Here is a 20,080-nt window from a genome sequence, read left to right as displayed (position 1 = left end):
CGGCCGCCCCGAGGCGTTGACACAAGTCTCTGGGGGCGGGAATGGGTTTCTTCGACGGGCTGCTGGGCGGAAGGGCGGCCGAGTTCGACTCGGGCAGTGCCGCGTCCAACTCCATCGAACTCACCAAGCGGCACCAGCAGGTGTCCCTGACGAAGCAGGGCGCGGCCACCGGCAACCTGCGCATCAACCTCGCCTGGCGGATGCGGACGTCCGACTTCGACGGCGAACAGCGGACAAGTCTGTTCCGGCACCCCTTCAAGGCGCTCAAGCCGCCGGAGGTGCTCGGGCACGGGCAGAGCATGGTCAACGTCGACCTCGATCTCGGTGCGCTGTATGAGCTCACCGACGGGAGCAAGGGCGTCGTACAGCCGCTCGGTGGCCTGCTCGGGGACGTGAACGCACCGCCGTACGTCAAGCTCAGCGGCGACGACCGGTTCGGGTCCGCGTCCGGTGAGACGATGTACGTCAACCTTGATCATCGGGATGACATCAAGCGGCTGCTGGTGTTCGTGTACATCTACGACCAGACACCGGCGTTTGACCGCACCCACGCGATCGTCACGCTGTACCCGAGCAACGGGCCGCGGATCGAGATAGGCCTGGACGAGCGGCATCCGCAGGCCCGGTCGTGCGCGGTCGTGATGATCGAGAACGTGAAGGGCGAGCTGGTCGTCCGGCGTGAGGTGAAGTTCGTCTACGGGTTCCAGGGGGAGCTGGATCGGTTGTACGGGTGGGGGCTGCAGTGGGGGCGGGGTTACAAGACGGCCGAGCGATAGGTCGCCGGGTGCATCCGGTCAGGGGGTTGAGGAACATCGGAACGAAAACCGGCGCTAAGGATCCGTCGGCCCTGGTGAGCGACTGACGGAGCGTCGGCGACCGGGCCCGGCTGAAGTCGTCCCACAGATAACGCTCTATTATCTGCGGGAGCATGGTTCGTGAGCTGCGGTGATGCTCTCCGGGCCGCGCGTGAAGCGGCCCTGTTATCTGTAGCAAGGGGGAAGCGGTGCCCACCGTCGTGCAACTGCCGGCCGGGAAGGCGTTGACCGTCCGTGCGGTGGCGGATGCCTTCCTCGACTCGCTCCGGAACCCGAACACGGTCCGCAGCTACGCGACCGGCGTCGGCAAGACGGCCGAGCGGATCGGGGAGGGCCGCCCGCTGGGGTCGGTCGCGGACGACGAGATCGGCGAGGCCCTGGAACTGCTGTGGGGCACCGCGGCGGTCAACACCTGGAACGCCCGCCGGGCGGCGGTGCTGTCGTGGCTGGGCTGGTGCGCGGAGTACGGCTACGACGGCCCGGCGGTCCCGGCCTGGACGAAGCGGTTGGCGGTGCCGGACTCCGAGACCCCGGCCCGCTCGAAGATGGCCGTGGACCGGCTCATCGCCCGGCGCGAGGTCCACCTGCGGGAGAAGACGTTGTGGCGGATGCTCTACGAGACCGCCGCCCGCGCGGAGGAGATCCTCGGGGTGAACATCGAGGACCTGGACCTCGCCGCGCGCCGCTGTCCCGTGAAGGCCAAGGGCGCCCGGAGCAAGGCCCGCCGCCGGGGCCAGGCGCGCGAGGACTTCGTACTGGAGACCGTCTACTGGGACGCCGGCACCGCCCGGCTCCTGCCCCGGCTACTGCGCGGCCGTACCCGGGGTCCGGTGTTCGTCACCCACCGCCGCCCCGGCCCGGGGAAGGTCGTTAGCCCGCGCGACGTGTGCCCGGACACCGGCCTGGCCCGGCTCTCCTACGGCCAGGCCCGCGCGCTGCTGGACGAGCACACCGCCGTACGCGGGCCGGGAACCGGCTGGGACCTGCACGAGTACCGCCATTCCGCCCTGACCCACCTCGGTGAGCAGGGCGCCTCCCTGCTGATGCTGATGGCGAAGTCCCGGCACAAGAAGCCGGAGAACGTCCGCCGCTACTTCAAGCCGTCTCCCGAGGCGATCTCGGAGCTGACCAGCCTGCTTGCCCCCGGCGACGCGCGCCGCTGACCCTGCTGTCAGCGGTGTGCCCTACCGTGGAACCACACCACGGCCAGACGCGTACCGCCGTTCGCCGCCGCTCTGAGCGCCCACGCCGCCAGGGGCACAGTCGGCCAAGGTCCTCCGGGGTCCGCGCCGGTCGAGTCGGCTCCCAGCGTCGTCGCCGAACTGGCCCGCCGGATCGCACTGATCACGTCCAACGTCGACGGGCGGCAAGTGCCGGCCGTCTCCTCGGTCGACCACCTCACCGCAGAGGGCGGCCGGGCGATCATCGCGGAGAACCGCGCGGCATACATCGCTGAGTACGGCGAACCCGCTTTAGTCACTCGTCGTCGGCGGCGACTGACGCCTGGTCTCGGTCACCGGGCGGTTGTGGCCGCCACCGAGTGGGCGATGTCGCGATGAGCCTCGTGTTCGGCGAGCCGGCCGGTGAGGGCAGCGTGGACGTCTTCGTAGGTGTCGGGGCCGAGCGGGAGGCGGAGCGGGGTCGCGCCGGAGTCGATGAGGTCGATCATCGCGTCCGTGAGCTTCTCCGCGCTGTTGGGCACCGGGAAGTGGCCGCCGAGGAACGCCTGCCGGGTGTCGGCCGCGGGGGTGTTCTCGTACTCGGGCAGGGGCGGTGCGATGTCGAGCGAGCTGCCGAAGCCGGTGGGGGTCGCGCCCGGCTCGATGATGGTCAGGGCCAGGCCGAACGGCGCGATCTCGTGGGCGACGGTCTCGCAGAACCCCTCGATGCCCCACTTGGAGGCGTGGTAGTAGCCGAGGCTGGGGTAGGTGGTCTGACCGCCCGCGGTGGACACCTGCAGGATGCGGCCTCGGCCCTGGGCGCGCAGGTGCGGGAGGGCGGCACGGATGACCTGGATCGAGCCGAGCAGGTTGGTGTCGATGACGCGCCGGATCTGTTCGTCGGATGCCTCCTCGACGGAGGCGAGGACGCCGTAACCGGCGTTGTTGACGACGACGTCGATCGTGCCGAGGGTCTTGAACGCCTCGGTGACGACGCGACGCACTTGCTCGGTGTCGGTGACATCGAGCTGGGCGGTCCAGAGCCGGTCGCCGTGCTCGGCGCGGAGGTCGTCGAGAGCCTCGGGCCGGCGGAGCGTGGCGGCGACGCGGTCGCCACGGGCCAGCAGGTGTTCGGTGAGCAGTCGCCCGAAGCCTGAGGAGGTGCCGGTGATGAACCAGGTGGTGGTCATGGTGTGTCCTTCGCTGTGTGGTGCGCGTGGCTGGTCGCGGTGTCGCTGATGCGGACAGGGGTCATCGATGCGACGGCCTGGGCCTGGGCATGAGTCGGCCGAGTTGCTTGCGCTGCCGTGAGGCAACTCGGCCGTACTCGTGACGGGATGCTGTCGTCAGCGGGTGCCCGCCTCGGCGCGCGCGTAGAACGCGGCGAGCTCGTGGGGGTTCTTGGTGTAGACGTCGATCTTGCGCACCGTGCCGTCCTCGACCTGGTGGATCTCGACCATGGTCAGCGGGAACTCCTCACCGGTGGTGTGGGCCGTAAGCGTTCCGGTGAGCGTTCCGATGACGCCGGCCGGACCTTCGAACACCTCGGCAGCGGTGATGGCAACGTTGGCGTAGCCCATCATCGCGCCCAGGATCGACTGCACGAACACCTCCCGGCCCTGGTGCACGCCGCCGTAAGGGAGCTGGTTCGGCTCATCGACGATCACCTCCGGGTCGAGCTTGGCCAGGACACCCGGCACATCGCCCCTGCCCAGCGCGTCATACAGCCCTCGCACGACATCCGCGGGGCTCTCCGTCACCGTCTCGATCTGGTTACTCATCTCGCGTGCCCTTCAGGTTTGTTCCGGTACTGGAAAGGTCGGCCGGCCAGGGGCGCCTACGTCCTCGCACCGGTCGGGCCCCGGGAATCGGGGCACGCACCATGCAACGGCAGACGGCCGTGACGGGGGAGTCTCTGCTGCGAGGGGTACTGGCAGGGCCCCCCACCCCTCGCGCGGCCTGCCTACCCTGGTCGGCATGGACAACCGGGACGCAGTCAGCGCATTCCTCCGCTCCCGACGCGAGAGGATCACCCCCGAGCAGGCGGGTCTGCCGACCTACGGTCGGCGGCAGGTGCCCGGACTGCGCAGGGGCGAGGTCGCCACGCTCGCCGGGGTGAGCGTCGAGTACTACACGCGCCTGGAGCGCGGCAACCTCAGAGGTGTCTCCGACAGCGTGCTGGACGCCCTCGCCCAGGCCCTGCGGCTCGACGACACCGAGCGCATGTACCTGTACGACCTCGCCCGCGCCGCCGGACCGGCGCCTAAGGCGCGGGCCCGGCAGCGGGAAGCCCGGCCGACGGTACGGCCGGGCGTGGCGCGGATCATCGAAGGCATGCCGGGGATGCCGGCGTACGTGATGAACAACCGCCTCGACACGCTGGCCGCCAACCCGCTGGGCCGGGCCCTCTACTCGGAGATGTACGCCGATGCGACCTGCGGGGCGAACGTCGCCCGGTTCGCGTTCCTCAACCCCGCAGCCAGGCGGTTCTACACCGACTGGGAGCGCATGGCCCGCTTCGCCGTGGGCGCGCTACGCGTCGAGGCGGGGAAAAGCCCCTACGACCGGGAGCTGTCGAACCTGATCGGTGAACTGTCCACCCGCAGCGACACCTTCCGCGTGATGTGGGGCTCCCACGACGTCCATGTCTTCCGCGAGAGCACCAAACGCCTCAACCATCCGCTCGTCGGCGAACTGGAACTCGATCAGGAGACCATGAGCCTGCCGGACGAAAGCGGCCTGAGCGTTGTCGTCTACAGCGCGCCCCCCAAAACCGCCGCCGAGGACGGCCTGAAGCTGCTCGCCAGCTGGTCCGCCACGACCAGACAGGAGCAGGACACGCAATCCACCAGCACACCGTCGACCCGGCAGCCCTGACGGGCGACACCGGCCCGAAGAACCGCTCCGCCCCGCCTGTGGCCACCTGCGGAGCCCCATGTTGCTCAGCCCCCGGGCTGGGGAATTCCAGGCTCTGTCGGAGATCTCGTTATGCGCATCGTCGGACGTACCTCCTGGCCGTAGCTCCAGGGTCCTCCCATCCGGCGGCGCGGGACCGGGTCATTCCTCGTCGGTGGCATCCGGATCGCGCAGCGGACGCAGGCCGCCGGGCAGGTCGGGAAGCTGGAAGGAGTACCGGCCGAGCATGTTGATGTGATGCCGCACGAACGGGGAGAGGCGGGCCACGTCCTCGTCACGGACGTCGAAGCCGTCCGCACGCAGCTGGTTCACCGCGGCGTCCATGTACCGCGTGTTGAACAGCACGAGTGCGTTGAGGACCAGGCCCAGGGCGCCGATCTGGTCTTCCATGCCGTCCTGGTAGCGCTGGTAGAGCTGCCCGGACCGGCCATGGAAGATCTTCCGGGCGAGGGAGTGGCGGCCCTCCTGGAGGTTCGCCTGGCTCTTGATCTGCCGCCGGTAGCCGGGCTCGTCGGCCAGGCGCAGGATGTGCAGGGTCTTGGCGATCCGCCCGTAGTGGGCGATCGCGTCGCCGAGCGGGGTGGGTCGGCCGTCGCGGGACAGCATCCGGATCACGTCGTACGCGCGCACGGCGCCGGTGTGGATGGAGCCGATGATCCGAAGGATGTCCTCCCAGTGACGTTCGATCCTGGCGAGGTCGACCCGGCCGCGGGCCGCGTCCTGGAAGGCGCCGTAGTCGGCGGCGCGGTCGATGCGCCACATCTTCTGATCCGGCAGGTCAGCGAGCTGCGGCGCGTACGCGAACCCCGCCAAGGTGAGCAGCCCGAAGACAATGTCGCTGTAGCTCGCAGTGTCCGTGACGATCATTTCGGGACGCTTGCCGCCGTCGCGGTCGTAGAGGACGTCCAGCGCGTACAGCGAGTCGCGCGGGGTGCCGGCCACCACCTTCCCGCCCAGCCCCGCCGCCTGGTCGTTGATCATGTTCAGCCAGGTCGCCCCGCCCCGGCGCCCGAAGTACTTCGGGTTCGGCCGCGCGTACACCGACGGCACGGGGACGACGAACCGCATGCCGTCCACGGAGGCGACCAGGCCGCCGCCCCACGCCTGCGCGAGCGGGATGGCCGCCTGGTATTCGATCAGCGTGGCGTTCGCGGCCCGGTACGTCGCCAGCCGTAGATACGTCTGGTCGACATGGGACAGGCGCCCGTACTTCAGCGCGTTCGCAGCTCCGATGACCGGGGTGTAGCCGACGTTGCAGCTGTGCGCGACCAGCAGCGCGGCGATCGTCACGTGCAGGTCCTTCAGCCTCGCCTCGCCGCCGGTGACCGAGGTGAACGCCTGGTCGGCGCCGGTCCACAAGAACACCTCCAGCAGGGCCTCCGGCAGGTCGACCCGGGGCAGCATCGCCTCCACCGCCTCCCGCAGCTGGCGCAGGGAGGCGGGTTCAGGCTCCGGTTCCAGGGCGGCGAAGTGCAGGCGGCCGTCGTCGTCGAACACGATCTGGGAGTTCGCCGGCACCCGCGCGGCGACCTCGCGGTAGGTGCCGTCCAGCAGCGCGGCCCGTGCCGCCAGGTGCTCCCCCGCCTCGGCGGGCAGGTTGAGCGAGGCGAGCACGGTCGGCTTGGCCTGCACCCATGCGTACCCGTCCAGCAATTTCGCGCGGGGATCGCCCCACTTGGAGGAGTTCTTCGCGAACACCTGCTTGCTTCGCAGCATCCGGTGCACCTGCTCCAGCACGCAGAACGTGTACGCCTTCCAGTCGACCGTGCCCGGCTCCAGGTGCGGCGCGGACAGCACCAGGCGCCGCCAGGACCCGGTGAGCAGGCCGGTGTCGATCTCGGCGGGGCCGACCTTCTTGCGTCCCATCAGGTCCGGCAGCGACTTCAACGCCTTCAGGACCGGCAGGCCCTCCGGGGTGGCGCCGAAGTCGACCACCGTCACCAGGAGCTTCAGGAACGGCCGTACGGTGCCGAACCGGGTGACCAGCTGGGCCCGCCATGCCTCGTCGGCGTCCGAGTCGAGCGGCGGGGTCAGCTCGAACAGCGCGGCGATGGCCGCCGCCAGCTCGTGCCGGGGTACCACCTGCTCGATCCGCTCCCACATCGCCTCCAGCGTCTCCACCTCTGGCGGGCTGATCTCCCCGGTGTCGGTGTCGACCTGCTCGCTGGTGGTGTCGAACACGATCTGGAACGCGGCGGCCAGCTTCGCCGACGCCCGCTCCACTCGCGGCAGGGTCTTCAGCTTCTCCTTCGCCGTCTCCCGTTCCGCCCTGGCCAGCAGCTTCGTCGCGATCAGCACCTCCAGCAGGTCCAGGGCGTCATCGACCGCCCGGGACGTCAGGTAAACCGCAGTGGCCAGCAGCGTGGCCAGGCGCCGGGAGTTACCGTGCCGCCGTAGCAGCGACGCCTTTCCGTCGATCCCGTACCGCGACAGCTCCGCCAGCCGCCGCGGCGGTATCGCGGACACGTCCACCTCGCTCATCCCGAAAGCCGCGATCTCCTCCGCCCGCTCCAACGCCCACTTCATCTGCGGCCCGGAGATCCGCACCGGACCCCGGCGCAGCCGGTCCAGCTCCGACACCCGGGCGCCCGGCGGCACCGTCAGCAGGGAGTCCAGCACCGCACGCTGACCGGTGCTCAGCAGCCCGTAGAGGGTGTCCCACAGCCTCTGGTTCGCCGCCTCCCTCACCGCGGCCACCAGCCGGGCCAGCGTCGTCACCCCGGGCAGCAGCACCCGCCGCTCACGCAGCCACCCCGCCGCCGCGTCGAACAGGGCCTTGGGCCCCTCCCCGGTCGTCCAGGCCCGCGCGTCCACCCACGCCCGCAGCTCCGCCTCTGCCTCGGCGAACTCCGTGTACTCCAGGACCCGCCGCAGCTCACGGACGTGGTCGAGCCGGGTGTTCTCCCGCTCGCCGTACGCCTTCAGCGCCGACGCGTCCTCGATGCCGAGCTGCTCGGCGAGGTAGTCGACCACCTCCGCCGGCACGTCGGCCGGATCGTCCAGGAACACCCCGAGGAACCGCACCGTGGTCATCTGCACCGCGAACCCGAGCCGGTTGTGTGCCCGCCGCTTCGGCTCGATCAGCGCCCGGTCCGCATCGTCCAGGAAGAAGAACCGCTCCAACTCCGTACGGGACGGCGCCCCGTCATACGCCGCGTACTTCGCGGCTTGCTCATCCGTCAGAAACTCGACCGGCACCCCGGACCTCCAGACAGTCAGTGATCAACACGACTGCCGAAGGCTCCGCCCCCGCCGAACCCCAGGTCAAAGCGCTCTCAAGCCCTCCAGGGGCTTAGCGCCGGTTTTCGTTCCGATGTTCCTCAACCCCCGGTCACCGCCCGATGAACTGCGGGCCCTGTGGCGGCAGACGGAAATCCGCGTTCGGAACCGTCGCCACCGGGATCGGGGCCGGTGGGGGATAGCCGTAGCCCGACGGGGGCTGCTGCTGGGTGTACGCGGGCTCGGGGTGGCCGTAGACCGGTGAGGTCGGCTGGGGGTAGCCGTACGCCGGCTGGGTCGGGACCGATGCAGGCTGCTCGGGCGGCAGGGGCTGGGAGGCCGCGGCCTCCTCCATTGTCTCCGACTCGTCCACCGAGATGCCGAAGTCGGTCGCCAGGCCCTTGAGGCCGTTGCTGTAGCCCTCGCCCAGCGCACGGAACTTCCAGCCCTCGCCCCTGCGGTACAGCTCGCCGCAGATCAGGGCCGTCTCGGCGCCGGTCTCGGGCTTGATGTCGAAGTGGGCCAGCGGCTCGGCGTCGGGGGCAGAGGCGTCGTACAGAAGGATGCGCAGGGCGGGTACGTGTTCGAACGGGACGCCGTCCGCCGATGCGACCAGGAGGATTCGGCCGACATTGGACTCGACACCGGAGAGATCTGTCTGGATCGTGTCGGTGAGGCCTTCGGCCACCCGTTTCTTGCCGAGCCGCCAGACCTTCCCGGAGGGGTGCCGGGGCTGGTTGTAGAAGACGAAGTCCTCGTCGGAGCGCACACGTCCGTCGGGGCCGAGGAGCAGCGCCGAGGCATCGACGTCCGGGACTCCCTGCCCCGGGGTCCAGCGCAGCACCGCCCGGACCGTGGTGGCTTCCAGCGGGACGTTCGACCCCTTCAGCATCGCGTGCGTCATGCGGTCATCCTGCCCTCTCGGTCCTGGTCACGACAACGCGGGGGGCTTCGCGACCGACACAGGCGGGTTACCTGGAATTCATGCCCGGCGGGAACCTTCGACATGGCTTTGTACGTACTATTACCGGCCACCCTTTACCAATTACACAGGCTAGGCCCACGCCACGGGGGAGTTCTATGCGTCATTTCGGGCACATCGCACCTGAGGTGCGCCAGCGCCTCTTCCACCAGGAGCCGTGCGAGTTCACCGCCGACTCCCCGGCCCGGCTGCTCTCCGCGGCCCTGGGCGCCACGCTGTACAGCCCGGCCACCCGGGCGCGGCTCGCCGACGACATCGTCAAGCAGGCGGGACTCGGCGTGGTCTCGATGGTGCTGTGCCTGGAGGACTCCATCGGCGACGAGGACGTGGTGGCGGGCGAGGAGAACCTCGTACGCCAGTTCGCCGTCCTGGCCGCGCGGGAGCGGGAGGGCGCGGCGCTTCCGCTGCTCTTCATCCGGGTGCGCGAGCCCGACCAGATCCCCGATCTCGTACGACGGCTCGGTGGCAGCGTGTCGCTGCTGTCCGGGTTCGTGTTCCCGAAGTTCACCGAGGAGCGCGGCATCCCCTTCCTGCAGGCCCTGGACGGCGCCGAGGCGCGCAGCGGCCGCCGGCTGTTCGGGATGCCCGTCCTGGAGACGCCCGAGCTGATGTACCGCGAGACGCGCGTGGACGCCCTGGAGGGCATCGCCCGCGCCGTCGACAAGTACCGCGACAAGGTGCTGGCGCTGCGCCTCGGGGTCACCGACTTCTGCTCGTCGTACGGGCTGCGGCGGGCGCCCGACATGACCGCCTACGACGTGCAGATCATCGCCTCCGTCATCGCCGACGTGGTGAACATGCTGGGGCGGGCCGACGGCACCGGGTTCACGGTGACCGGGCCGGTGTGGGAGTACTTCCGGGTGCCGGAGCGCATGTTCAAGCCGATGCTGCGCTCCAGCCCCTTCCTGCAGGGGCAGGCAGTGGAGCTGCGCGACCGGCTCATCGAGCACGCCATGGACGGCCTGCTGAGAGAGATCTCCCTGGACCAGGCCAACGGGCTGCTCGGCAAGACCTGCATCCACCCCTCGCATGTCATCCCCGTGCACGCGCTGTCGGTCGTCAGTCACGAGGAGTTCTCCGACGCCCAGGACATCCTGCGGCCGGAACGGGGCGGCGGGGGTGTACTTCGCTCCGCGTACACGAACAAGATGAACGAGGTGAAGCCGCACCGCGCCTGGGCCGAGCGGACCATGCTGCGGGCCGAGGTGTTCGGCGTGGCCAACGAGGACATCGGCTTCGTGGAGCTGCTCGCCGCCGGAATCCCCGGCTGACGGGCCCAGGGGACGACACAGGAAGCGCATGAACATCGCACTGAACAACGGGGACTGGTCCGGCAGCTGGGTCGCCGACCGGCTCGGCGTCGAACTCGTGGGCGACGACGGTCTGCGGGCCCTCCTCGGACTCGCCCTGCGCCGCAACCCCAAGCGGGCCCACCTCCTGGTCTCCAACGTGCTGGGCAAGCATGTGCCCCAGTCGCCGTCGGTGGTGTACGGCCACGGGTTCGCCCTCGGCCGCCGGGTACGTGAACTCCTCGGTGACGAGGAGGCGGCCCGGGCGGTGGTGGTGGGCTACGCGGAGACGGCCACCGGCCTGGGCCACTCCGTCGCGGACGGCGTCGGCCTCGCCCCCTACCTGCACTCCACCCGCCGCCCCGTGCCCGGCATCGCCCCGGCAGGCGGCTTCGAGGAGTCCCACTCCCACGCGACCTCGCATCTGCTGCTCCCGGAGAACCGCGCGCTGCTGGCCGGCGACGGCCCGCTGGTCCTGGTGGACGACGAGTTCTCCACGGGCAACACGATCCTGAACACGATCAGGGATCTGCACGCCCGCTATCCGCGGAAACGTTATGTCGTGGTGGCTCTGGTGGATATGCGCTCGGCGGCGGACGCGGGGCGACTGACGTCGTTCGCCGGGGAGATCGACGCGCGGGTGGACCTGGTGGCGTCGGCTTCTGGGACGGTACGGCTGCCGGAGGGGGTGCTGGAGAAGGGGCAGGAACTGGTGGCGCGGTACGAGGCGCTTCAGGGCGTTGCCCCCGAAGCCGACGCCAGGTGCAACCCCCCAGGGGCGCGGGGAACCGCGCGACCGGCCCCCACCGGCCCGCACCCGAACGACAACCGCACCACCTCCCACGTCACCCACATCGACCTGCACTGGCCCCGGGGCCTCCCCGACGGCGGCCGCCACGGCTTCACCCCCGCCCACCGAATACGCCTCGAAACGGCGCTTCCCACCATGGCCGCGCGCCTCGCCGAGGCCCTGCCTTCCGACGCCCGCCGCGTGCTCACGCTCGGCTTCGAGGAGCTGATGTACGCCCCCCTCCGGGTCGCCCGCGAACTGGAGGCCCTCGTCACCGCCGAGGTGCGGTACTCCACCACCACCCGTTCACCCGTCCTGGCCGTCGACGACCCCGGTTACGCCATCCGCAGCCGCCTCGTCTTCCCGGCCCACGACAACCCCGCCGACGGCCCCGGCGAGCGCTACGCGTACAACGTGGCCGACGCCGGCTTCGACGCCGTGGTCGTCTTTGTCGACTCGGCCGGCGACACCCACGAACTGCACGCGCCCGACGGCCTGTTGGCCCGGCTCGGCGCGCACGCCCCGCATGTCCTGCTCGCGGTTGTACCGTCGTACGTCCCCGCGCTGACCGAAGAGAGCCCCGCCATGCTGCCCGAGCCCCTCCGCGGCCCCGCCTTCTCCTCGTACCCGCCGGAGGACGTCGGCTGGCTGCTCCAGGACCTCTCGGACGTCACGCTGGAGGCGCCGACCGAGGAGCGCGAGGAGGCGATCCAGAGCGGCGGCGCGCACTACGCCGAGTCGCTGCCGGTGGAGTACCAGCCGAGCGAGCAGTACCAGGCGCTCTTCCACGCGGCCCTGGAGACCTCTGCCGCCCGGATCGCGCAGGCGGTCGGGGTGGTGACGGAGACCGTGATGGCCGAGCGGTCGCCCCGGCCGGTGCTGGTCTCGCTGGCGCGCGCCGGGACCCCGGTGGGTGTGCTGATGCGGCGCTGGGCGCGGTTCCGGTACGGCGTCGAGCTGCCGCACTACGCCGTGTCGATCGTGCGCGGCCGCGGTATCGACGCGAACGCGCTGCGCTGGCTGGCGGCCCATCACGATCCGCGTGACGTCGTGTTCGTGGACGGCTGGACCGGGAAGGGCGCGATCACCCGGGAACTCGCCGACGCGGTCGAGGAGTTCGAGGAGGGGGAGGGCGTCTCCGGGTTCGACCCGGAGATCGCCGTGCTCGCGGACCCCGGCTCGTGCGTGCGGACGTACGGCACCCGGGAGGACTTCCTGATCCCGTCCGCCTGCCTCAACTCGACCGTCTCCGGGCTGATCTCACGGACCGTGCTGCGGTCCGACCTCGTGGGTCCTGACGACTTCCACGGCGCGAAGTTCTACCGCGAGCTGGCCGGGGCCGATGTGTCGGTGGCCTTCCTGGACGCGATCGCGGCCCGGTTCGATGAGGTCGTGGACGCGGTGGACGAGGCCGTGAAGGAGCTGGCCGTCGCCGACCGGACGCCGAGCTGGGAGGGCTGGGCGGCCGTCGAGCGGATCAGCGAGGAGTACGGAATCCACGACGTGAACCTGGTCAAGCCGGGCGTGGGGGAGACCACCCGGGTGCTGCTGCGCCGGGTGCCCTGGAAGATCCTGGCGCGGGCCGGGGCGGGCGCCGACCTGGACCATGTGCGGCTGCTGGCCGAGCAGAGAGGTGTGCCGGTGGAGGAGGTCGGCGAACTGCCCTACACCTGTGTCGGGTTGATCCATCCCAAGTACACGCGCGGGGCGACCGGCGCCGACGGCAGGGCGGTGGACGTCTGATGGCGGTGCTGGTGACGAGCGATCTCGACCGCACGCTCATCTACTCGGCGGGTGCCCTGGCGCTGACCATGCCGGACGCGCGGGCGCCCCGGCTGCTCTGTGTGGAGGTGCACGAGAGCAAGCCGCTGTCGTACATGACCGAGACGTCCGCGCGGTTGCTCACCGACCTCGGGGACGCGGCCGTCTTCGTGCCGACGACCACGCGGACCCGTAAGCAGTACGAGCGGATCAGTCTGCCGGGGCCCGCGCCGCGGTACGCCATCTGTGCCAACGGCGGGCATCTGCTGGTCGACGGGGTGTCCGACGGGGACTGGCACGGGCACGTGCTGGCGCGGCTGGCCGGCGAGTGCGCGCCGCTGGACGAGGTGCGGGCGTATCTGATGGAGCACGCCGATCCGGTGTGGCTGCGCAAGCTCCGGGTCGCCGAGGACCTGTTCGCCTACCTGGTCGTGGAGCGGGAGCTGCTGCCCGAGGAGTGGGTGAAGAGCCTCGCGGTGTGGGCCGAGAACCGTGGCTGGACGGTGTCCTTGCAGGGGCGGAAGATCTACGCCGTGCCGAAACCGCTGACGAAGAGCGCGGCGATGCGGGAGATCGCACGGCGGACCGGGGCCGAGCTGACGCTGGCCGCCGGGGACTCGCTGCTCGACGCCGACCTGCTGCTGGCCGCGGACCGTGGCTGGCGGCCGGGGCACGGGGAGCTGGCCGACGCCGGATGGACCGGGCCGGCCGTCGTCGCGTTGCCGGAGCGCGGAGTGCTCGCCGGGGAACGAATCCTGCGGGAATTCCTGAAGACGGTCCGTACGGAGGGCTAGCCGCAGCAGCCGCCGCCGCAACAGCCCCCTCCGGAGCCCCCGGTGGAGCCGGCGGCGGGCGCGGACGCCGTGCCTCCCACCGCCACCGTCGACAAGAGCTTTACCGTGTCTTCATGCCCTTGAGGGCACGCTGCCGGAGCGGACGACTCGGCCATCGGGCGGGACAGTTCGAAGGTGTCGCCGCAGGTGCGGCAGCGGTACTCGTAACGGGGCATGGGGACAGGCTAACGGGAGCGACGGGGGAGTGATGCGCACCACTGCACCTCAGAACTTCCGTGATCTTGGGCGCCGCCTGCGCCCGGACACACCGACGCGACGCCACCGAACGCGTACTACTACGCCTACCGCACCTGATCACCGGTGGTCGCGGCCCGCTGCTCCGCCTCGGGGTGGCGGGCCCGCCAGTACGGGTTGTCGTGCGGAAGGTTCGTGCTGACCCTGCCGTACATCCCGAACACCATCAGCACGAGGCCCACCACGAAGCTGAACAGTACGTTCTGGATCTTGAAGGCCAGGAAGTCCGAGTCGGTGCCGAGCAGGCCCAGGAACAGGAAGCCGTTCAGGATGAACAGCACGCCGAGCACCATGTTCAGCGTGGAGGCGAAGTTCCCGCCGATCACCATGCCGACGAAGAGCAGCAGCCCGACGCAGATCGACAGCACGCTCAGCGCGCCGTTCGTGTTCAGGCCGATCGCGGTGTTCCCGCCGGTGTCGAAGAAACCGATGTTGTCGGTGAGCCCGAGGATGCCGAAGGCCAGCAGGAACAGGCCCATCAGGCCCGCTCCGATCCGGTAGACCTTGTTCAGGCGGTGGTCGACGGGCAGCGCCTCGTCGAAGTCGATCTTCTTCCGCCGCGTCCCCGAGTGCGTGACATGTGAGGCCATCTCCGCCTCCTGGTATCGAATGCGGGTCCTACCCAATATCCGCCCGGGACGGCTCCTCGGCAAACGCCTCAGTGGCCGGTGCCCCGGTCCTCCCTGATCTGCGCGACCACCCGCGCGACCGACTGCCGTACCGCTTCCGTCTCCGTCAGGAAGTGCCAGTAGTCGGGATGACGCCCCTCCAGCGACCCGGCCGCCCGCTCCAGCCGCGCCACCGCGTCGTCCAGCGGCCGCGCGTGCCGCGGATCCGGGCTGGTCCGCCCGGCCATCGCCAGCCGCTGCGCGTCCCGGATCGCGAACCGGGTCCGCTCGACCTCCGCCCGCGGATCCTTCTGTACGGCGTTGAGCCGGCTCAGCCGGTCACCGGCGGCGGACACCGCCTCGTCCGTACCGTTGAGCAGCGCCCGCACGGTGGAGAGCAGCGAGGTGGCATCCGCCCACTTCTGCGCGTCCCGCGCGGCCTGCGCATCCCTCAGCTTCAGCTCGGCCTGCCGTACGTTCTGCTCGGCCTGCTCGGGCACCTGCTGGAGATCCTGCCAGCAGGCGGCCGAGAACCGTCGGCGCAGCTCACTGAGGACCGGATCCACCTGCCCGGCCCGGGTGGTCAGCGCCTGCGCACGGGTCCGCAGGCTCACCAGCCGGTGATCGATCTCGGCGGCCCTCTCCGGCAGCCGCTCGGCCTCGACCCGGATGGCCTCGGCCTCCCGCTGCACCCGCCCGGCCCGCTCCAGCGTCGTCTGCACACCATGCTGTCCGGCGCCCTGATTGAGCTTGGTCAGCTCGGGCGCGAGCACGGCCAGCCGGGCCGCCAGATCGTCGGCCCTGATCTGGGTCTTCCGTACGGCATCGAGCGCGTTGCTGGCCGCCAGCAGCGCCTGCCGGGCCCGCTCCACGGCGGGCGCGAGCCGTGCCAGCTGCGTCTCGGCCTTGCCGAGCAGCGGCCCGAGCGACTCCCCGAACCGGTCCAGGTCCCGCTTGACGTCGACGAGCTCGTCCTTGGCGCGGGTGATCTCCCCCCGGGCCCGCGACGCGGCGGCGGCCTCCAGATCGTCCCGGTCCAGGTCGTAGGCGTCGATGGCCTCGATGTACCGGTTGCTCACCTCGTCGATCCGCCGCCCCAGCGCCTCGAAGTCGGAGACGGCACGACGGGCGGCCGGCGAGTCGTCGACGGCGGAGATGGTCTCTATGGAGATCCGCAGGTCCCGCTGTGCGGTGTCCAGTTCGTAGAAGGCGGCGGCCGCGGCGTCCTTGGCCGCCTGGGCCTCGGCCCGCTGACTCTCGGCCCGCCCCCCGAACCACCGCCGGGTACCGCCACCGGCGAACGCCCCGGGCACCACGAGCACGGCCAGCAACGGCACACTCATCAGGCCGAGGACATCCCGGAGCGGGGAGCGCCGGGCCCGTACGGGACGCGAATACGACTGCTCGGATGCCGCCGAAGTCGCCGATGTCGCCGTCACTTCTCCCTCTCCCGTGCCGCAGTGCGCCCCTGTGTGCTGGCGGTGCTGACATTCTCCCACCCAGGAAAGACGAACACACGGGTCGGTCAGTTCGCGGTTCGCGTGATCACTTCGTCCGCCGGGAGGCAATGGTTCGACTCTCGACTCCGCCAGAGCGGGGGCACCCCAGGGGAATAGCTGCCGCCACCCGGTCCGGAAAACGGAATTGCCGGAGTGAGGCCGGGACGATGTAGGCTGTCGACTCGTCTCGGGTGCGTAGCTCAGGGGTAGAGCGCCTGCCTTACAAGCAGGATGTCGGCGGTTCGAAACCGTCCGCGCCCACTCGAGGAGGACCCCGGCCGGATCGGCCGGGGTCCTCTCGTGTTCTCAGCCCTCCTCGTGTGCGTGCTTGAGGCGGCTTCGGGCGTCCATGCGGTCCGGTGCCGTTGTCTCCGCCCAGAAGCGGTGGCCGCTGACGAACACCGCGAGTTCGTGTTCGCGGCGGCGCAGCTTCTCCACCTCGGCCTGTTCGTCCTCGGTCCAGCCCGGGGAGGCGGGGCGCTCCACCTTGCGCCAGCCGCCGTCGTCACTGAATCCCTCCAGCGGCTCGACCGACCAGGGGAGCCGCTTCAGCAGGGCCGACAGCTCGGCCCGGACCTGATGCAGCTCCTCCTGACCGGCGAGGAGGTCACTCGGAAAGTCATAGGTCGCAGCCACCCGGCAATGGTACGCCTGTTCGAATTTGAGTGGCGAGTTCGTCCGTGGGGTTCATGTGTTCGAGCGTGGTCGGGTGGCCGGGGACCAGCGCTGATCCCCGGCACCCCTAAGAACCGGACGTGCAGTGCGCCCTCAGAACCGGACGTGCAGTGCTGACCGCGTCCGGCTCAGGCGGGCCCCGCGAGCTCTGCGGGTCGGCAGGGATTGAGTGGCTGCTCCGGGCACGGGCCCGGCGGTCTCACTTCTGGGGCTTGCAGTCGTAGAGGGTGAAGGTGCCGCCGGTGTGGCGGCCGTAGGCGGTGGGCGGGACGCGGGTGCAGTGGGCCTTCACCCAGGTGGTGGCGGCAGTGGTGGGGCGCTGGGTGGTGAGCAGCGCATAGCGCAGCCGGTGGGCGGTGACGAGGCTGCCGAGCTGCTGGGTGGTGGGGAAGGGGGTGTTGCCGGTGAAGCCGCCCATGACGAGGACGGGTTCGGACTTCGCGCGCAGCAGCGGCTCGGCGGCGTAGGCGGCCTGGGTGGCGAGCAGGTACTTCTCGCCGTGGCGGTGCGCGGTGAGGTAGTCGAGCAGGGCGGTGTCGCGGGCGCTGGGCCGGCCGAGTCCTATTCTCCGCGGAGCGTGGTGCTGCCGGACGCTGCCGTAGTACGCGGTGCCGACCGGACCGGCCATCGGTGAGGTCGCGGCGCCCGCATAGAGCGGGTCGAGGCTGGAGACGGCCCAGCCCGTCGGTAGGACCAGGGCGGCTGCGATCCCGGCGGCGAGGGCTGCGTGGACCATCCGTGGGGAGGTGCGAGGCCCGCGGGTCCACAGGCCCACCACACCCAACAGCGCGAGCATCACGGCGATCGGCAGCAGCCAGGAGAGGAACCGGGTAGGCCAGTCGAGCACCAGCGCCCACGCCGGCGTCAGCGCGATCGCCGCCGGCAGCGCCATGTGCCGGCGGCCGGCCGTCTGGTACTCCGCCTCGTGCGCCGACTCGTACTCCGATCGGAAGAGCGCGATCCCGCCGCCGGCCAGCGCGGCGAGCGCCGGGGCGATGACGGCCGTGTAGTAGGCGTGGTTGCCGTTGGAGGCGCCGAAGACCACGGCATGCACGGCCAGCCAGCCGCCCCACATCAGAAATCCCGCGCGCGGCATGTCGGTTCGCGGTTGCCCGGTGCGCCAGACGACGCCCAGGACCGTGGCGAGCACGGCGAGCGGCAGGAACCAGGCGACCTGGGGGCCGATCGTGTGGTTGATCAGCATGTCCCAGCCGGTGTTGCCGGTGGTGCGGCTGGTGGCGGTGCCCGCGACGGCACCGAACGCGGTGGAGTCGCTGCTGAAGCGGCTCAGGCCGTTGTAGCCGAAGACCAGGGCGAACGGGTTGTTGGCGGATGTCCCGTCGAGGTACGGGCGGCCGGCGGCCGGTGTCGCCCACGCGATCAGCACCCAGAAGCAGGAGACCGCCAGCGCGACCGCACCGCCCAGCAGGACCCGCAGAGCCCGCTTCAACGGCGTGCCGGGCGCGACGACTTGGTACACCGCGGCGAAGACCGGCAGCACCACCCACGCCTGCAGCATCTTCGCCTGGAAAGCGAGCCCGACCCAGGTCCCGCAGGTGATCAGCGGCAGCAGCCGCTCGGTGCGCACCGCCTTCTGCAGCGCTCCGGCGGCCGCCACCAGGAGCAGAGTGAGCGCGGTGTCCGGGATGGTGGCCCGGTTGAGGACCACGGTGATCGGGGTGAGGGTGAGCGTCAGCGCGGCGATCAGCGCGGCGAACGGACCGGCCCAGGCCCGTACGATCCGGTGCAACAGCCATACGGTGAGCACGCCCTCGACGACCTGCGGAAGAGCGGCCGCCCAGGTGTGCGGGCCGAAGATCCAGACGGAGACGGCGTTGGGCCACAAGGCGCCGGGCAGCTTGTCGATGCTGATCGAACCGCTGACGTCGAGCCCGCCGAAGAAGAAGGCCCGCCAACTGCCGGCCATCGACCGTGTCGCCGCACCGTAGAAGGGGTGGAGCGCGGCGTGCCCGATGCCCCAGGAGTACAGCATCGTGGCGACGGCCAGCACCGCGGCGAGCGCCGGGCGCTCCCAGCGCGGGGCGTCTTCCGGCAGGCCGGATCGGCGGTTCGCCGCCCGGCGGCCTCGGTGCGCTCCGGTGGGCCGGGCGGCGGGGATGGCGGTCATGGCAGTGGTCCTCGGATCAGCAGGTCAGGTGGAGCTGTGGTGCACTGGCGGTGGGATCACAGGCGGCGGGCCGATCGGAAGCCGCGGGCGTAGAAGTCGGTGCCGTCCAGCAGCGAGTGGCCCGACAGGTCGCCCAGGGTGGGGCCGTTGGCGGCGGAGCGGCTGGAGTAGAAGCGGTGCCGGCCCTGGTCGTCGAGGCCCATGTACATGCCGCAGTGGTCGATGAAGTCCGGGCGGTCCTTGATGATGGCGAAAAAGACCAGATCGCCGGGTTGCAGGGTGTCCAGGTCGGTGGCCTGCTCCTTGCCGGTGTGGGGGATCACCAGGCGGCCGGGACCGTAGGCGGCGATGGCGAAGGCGCGGCGCGGCAGACCGGTGCCCTTGGTGTCGGTGTTGGTGTTGTGCAGGGGGATGCCCATGCGATAGCCCCACACCAGACGCTGGAAGCCGGAGCAGTCGACGTCGCCGTAGCGTGCTTGCTCCGGCTGCACGCGCGTGCCGTCCGGGAAGGTCCAGGGAATGCCCAGATAGTCGTAGAAGTCGGACTGTTCGTCGTGGTAGGCGAAGTCCAACGGGTTGTTGACCGCGGAATTGCGCGGGCCGAAGTGCGCGGTGCCCGCGTAGCGCACGCCGTCGGCGTTGTGCTTGTCGGGCGCCCCGGCGCTGCTGTACTGGAACGCCACCGCGAAGACGTCCGGGCTGGTGTCGCCGAGCGCCTTGCCGAACCAGCCCTCGAACCAGGCGGACTTCTCCATTCCCTGCTGCCATGTGTGCGGCAGCACCCGCACCCAGGCGTCCGTGGTCACCTTGGCCTCGGTGGTCCGCGGCTCGCTGAAGCTGCGGGTGCGCCCGGTGAGCACGGCCGTACGGGCTCCGTCGGTGAACGTGGCGAGCGTGCCGCCGTCGGCGGCACGGACCACGGTGCGGTCGGGGGCGGACAGCCGCTCGAAGGTCCGCTTCCCGGCGCTCGAACCGGTGCCCGTGCCGTCGGCGGCCGTGCCGCCGCCGCCGTCGTCGCTGCTGCTGCCGTGCCCGAGGCGGTTCCAGACGTACCCGCCCGTCACCCCGGCGGCCGCCACGCCCGCGATCGTCCCGAGCAGAGCGCGGCGAGTCGGGCGGCTGCCTCTGCCGGCGGAGTGGGAGTGCATGG

16 protein-coding genes and 1 tRNA gene are annotated in these 20,080 nt (G+C 70.7%); 7 read left to right on the top strand and 10 right to left on the bottom strand.

What is annotated here, in order from left to right:
• The first annotated feature begins 41 nt into the window (after positions 1 to 41).
• Both ACZ7OO_RS09555 and ACZ7OO_RS09550 read left to right on the top strand, forming a co-directional pair.
• Positions 42 to 776, top strand: a complete 735-nt coding sequence (locus ACZ7OO_RS09555; RefSeq protein WP_471503169.1) for a TerD family protein — start codon at positions 42 to 44, stop codon at positions 774 to 776.
• Between the two features lie 227 nt (positions 777 to 1,003).
• Complete coding sequence (locus ACZ7OO_RS09550) at positions 1,004 to 1,978, top strand: tyrosine-type recombinase/integrase (protein WP_383908424.1); 975 nt, start codon at positions 1,004 to 1,006, stop codon at positions 1,976 to 1,978.
• 350 nt (positions 1,979 to 2,328) lie between these two features.
• Here the strand turns inward: ACZ7OO_RS09550 and ACZ7OO_RS09545 are convergent, their stop codons facing one another.
• Both ACZ7OO_RS09545 and ACZ7OO_RS09540 read right to left on the bottom strand, forming a co-directional pair.
• Positions 2,329 to 3,165, bottom strand: coding sequence for an SDR family oxidoreductase (locus tag ACZ7OO_RS09545; RefSeq protein ID WP_471503167.1), 837 nt, complete (start codon positions 3,163 to 3,165; stop codon positions 2,329 to 2,331).
• 156 nt (positions 3,166 to 3,321) lie between these two features.
• Positions 3,322 to 3,756, bottom strand: coding sequence for a nuclear transport factor 2 family protein (locus ACZ7OO_RS09540; RefSeq protein WP_471503165.1), 435 nt, complete (start codon positions 3,754 to 3,756; stop codon positions 3,322 to 3,324).
• Positions 3,757 to 3,952: 196 nt separating this feature from the next.
• Here ACZ7OO_RS09540 and ACZ7OO_RS09535 point away from each other — a divergent pair, with 196 nt between their 5' ends.
• Positions 3,953 to 4,852 (top strand): helix-turn-helix transcriptional regulator, encoded by a 900-nt coding sequence (locus tag ACZ7OO_RS09535; RefSeq protein ID WP_471503163.1) that lies wholly within the window; start codon positions 3,953 to 3,955, stop codon positions 4,850 to 4,852.
• Positions 4,853 to 5,032: 180 nt separating this feature from the next.
• Here the strand turns inward: ACZ7OO_RS09535 and ACZ7OO_RS09530 are convergent, their stop codons facing one another.
• Positions 5,033 to 8,089 (bottom strand): Tn3 family transposase, encoded by a 3,057-nt coding sequence (locus tag ACZ7OO_RS09530; protein ID WP_471503161.1) that lies wholly within the window; start codon positions 8,087 to 8,089, stop codon positions 5,033 to 5,035.
• A gap of 133 nt (positions 8,090 to 8,222) precedes the next feature.
• The gene (locus tag ACZ7OO_RS09525) at positions 8,223 to 9,014 is read right to left on the bottom strand and encodes a TerD family protein (RefSeq protein ID WP_471503159.1); all 792 of its coding nucleotides are present in this window, start codon (positions 9,012 to 9,014) and stop codon (positions 8,223 to 8,225) included.
• A gap of 176 nt (positions 9,015 to 9,190) precedes the next feature.
• Between ACZ7OO_RS09525 and ACZ7OO_RS09520 the strand changes: the two genes are divergently transcribed.
• From ACZ7OO_RS09520 to ACZ7OO_RS09510, 3 genes are read left to right on the top strand one after another with little or no spacing between them, the layout of a single operon-like run.
• Entirely contained in the window at positions 9,191 to 10,363 is a 1,173-nt protein-coding gene (locus ACZ7OO_RS09520) for an HpcH/HpaI aldolase/citrate lyase family protein (protein WP_471503157.1), read from the top strand.
• 28 nt (positions 10,364 to 10,391) lie between these two features.
• A complete protein-coding gene (locus tag ACZ7OO_RS09515) occupies positions 10,392 to 12,914 on the top strand; it encodes a phosphoribosyltransferase (protein WP_471503155.1) in 2,523 nt (840 codons plus the stop codon).
• Positions 12,914 to 13,726, top strand: coding sequence for an HAD family hydrolase (locus ACZ7OO_RS09510; RefSeq protein WP_471503153.1), 813 nt, complete (start codon positions 12,914 to 12,916; stop codon positions 13,724 to 13,726). The genes ACZ7OO_RS09515 and ACZ7OO_RS09510 overlap by 1 nt, the downstream gene beginning before the upstream one ends.
• Here ACZ7OO_RS09510 and ACZ7OO_RS09505 read toward each other — a convergent pair.
• From ACZ7OO_RS09505 to ACZ7OO_RS09495, 3 genes are all read right to left on the bottom strand, one after another.
• Positions 13,723 to 13,941 (bottom strand): FmdB family zinc ribbon protein, encoded by a 219-nt coding sequence (locus ACZ7OO_RS09505; RefSeq protein ID WP_471503151.1) that lies wholly within the window; start codon positions 13,939 to 13,941, stop codon positions 13,723 to 13,725. The genes ACZ7OO_RS09510 and ACZ7OO_RS09505 overlap by 4 nt on opposite strands.
• Before the next feature lie 126 nt (positions 13,942 to 14,067).
• On the bottom strand, positions 14,068 to 14,610 hold the full coding sequence (locus tag ACZ7OO_RS09500; protein ID WP_471503149.1) for a DUF4383 domain-containing protein: 543 nt from the start codon (positions 14,608 to 14,610) through the stop codon (positions 14,068 to 14,070).
• A 68-nt stretch (positions 14,611 to 14,678) separates the two neighbouring features.
• A complete protein-coding gene (locus tag ACZ7OO_RS09495; RefSeq protein ID WP_471503147.1) occupies positions 14,679 to 15,971 on the bottom strand; it encodes a hypothetical protein in 1,293 nt (430 codons plus the stop codon).
• 345 nt (positions 15,972 to 16,316) lie between these two features.
• On the opposite strand from ACZ7OO_RS09495, the gene ACZ7OO_RS09490 reads away from it, so the two are divergent.
• Positions 16,317 to 16,388, top strand: a tRNA-Val gene (locus ACZ7OO_RS09490).
• Between the two features lie 45 nt (positions 16,389 to 16,433).
• Here ACZ7OO_RS09490 and ACZ7OO_RS09485 read toward each other — a convergent pair.
• The 3 genes from ACZ7OO_RS09485 to ACZ7OO_RS09475 all read right to left on the bottom strand — a co-directional run bounded on the left by ACZ7OO_RS09485 (position 16,434) and on the right by ACZ7OO_RS09475 (position 20,078).
• Complete coding sequence (locus tag ACZ7OO_RS09485) at positions 16,434 to 16,763, bottom strand: hypothetical protein (RefSeq protein ID WP_471503145.1); 330 nt, start codon at positions 16,761 to 16,763, stop codon at positions 16,434 to 16,436.
• 238 nt (positions 16,764 to 17,001) lie between these two features.
• Complete coding sequence (locus ACZ7OO_RS09480; RefSeq protein ID WP_471503143.1) at positions 17,002 to 18,930, bottom strand: ArnT family glycosyltransferase; 1,929 nt, start codon at positions 18,928 to 18,930, stop codon at positions 17,002 to 17,004.
• A gap of 56 nt (positions 18,931 to 18,986) precedes the next feature.
• Positions 18,987 to 20,078 carry an NlpC/P60 family protein gene (locus ACZ7OO_RS09475; protein ID WP_471503141.1) on the bottom strand — a complete coding sequence of 364 codons (1,092 nt, stop codon included), beginning with the start codon at positions 20,076 to 20,078 and terminating at the stop codon, positions 18,987 to 18,989.
• Positions 20,079 to 20,080 lie beyond the last annotated feature (2 nt).

This window comes from Streptomyces sp. NPDC111744 (assembly GCF_055634995.1).
Note: the sequence above shows the minus strand (reverse complement) of the source record. Positions and strands in the feature narration are given on the sequence as shown.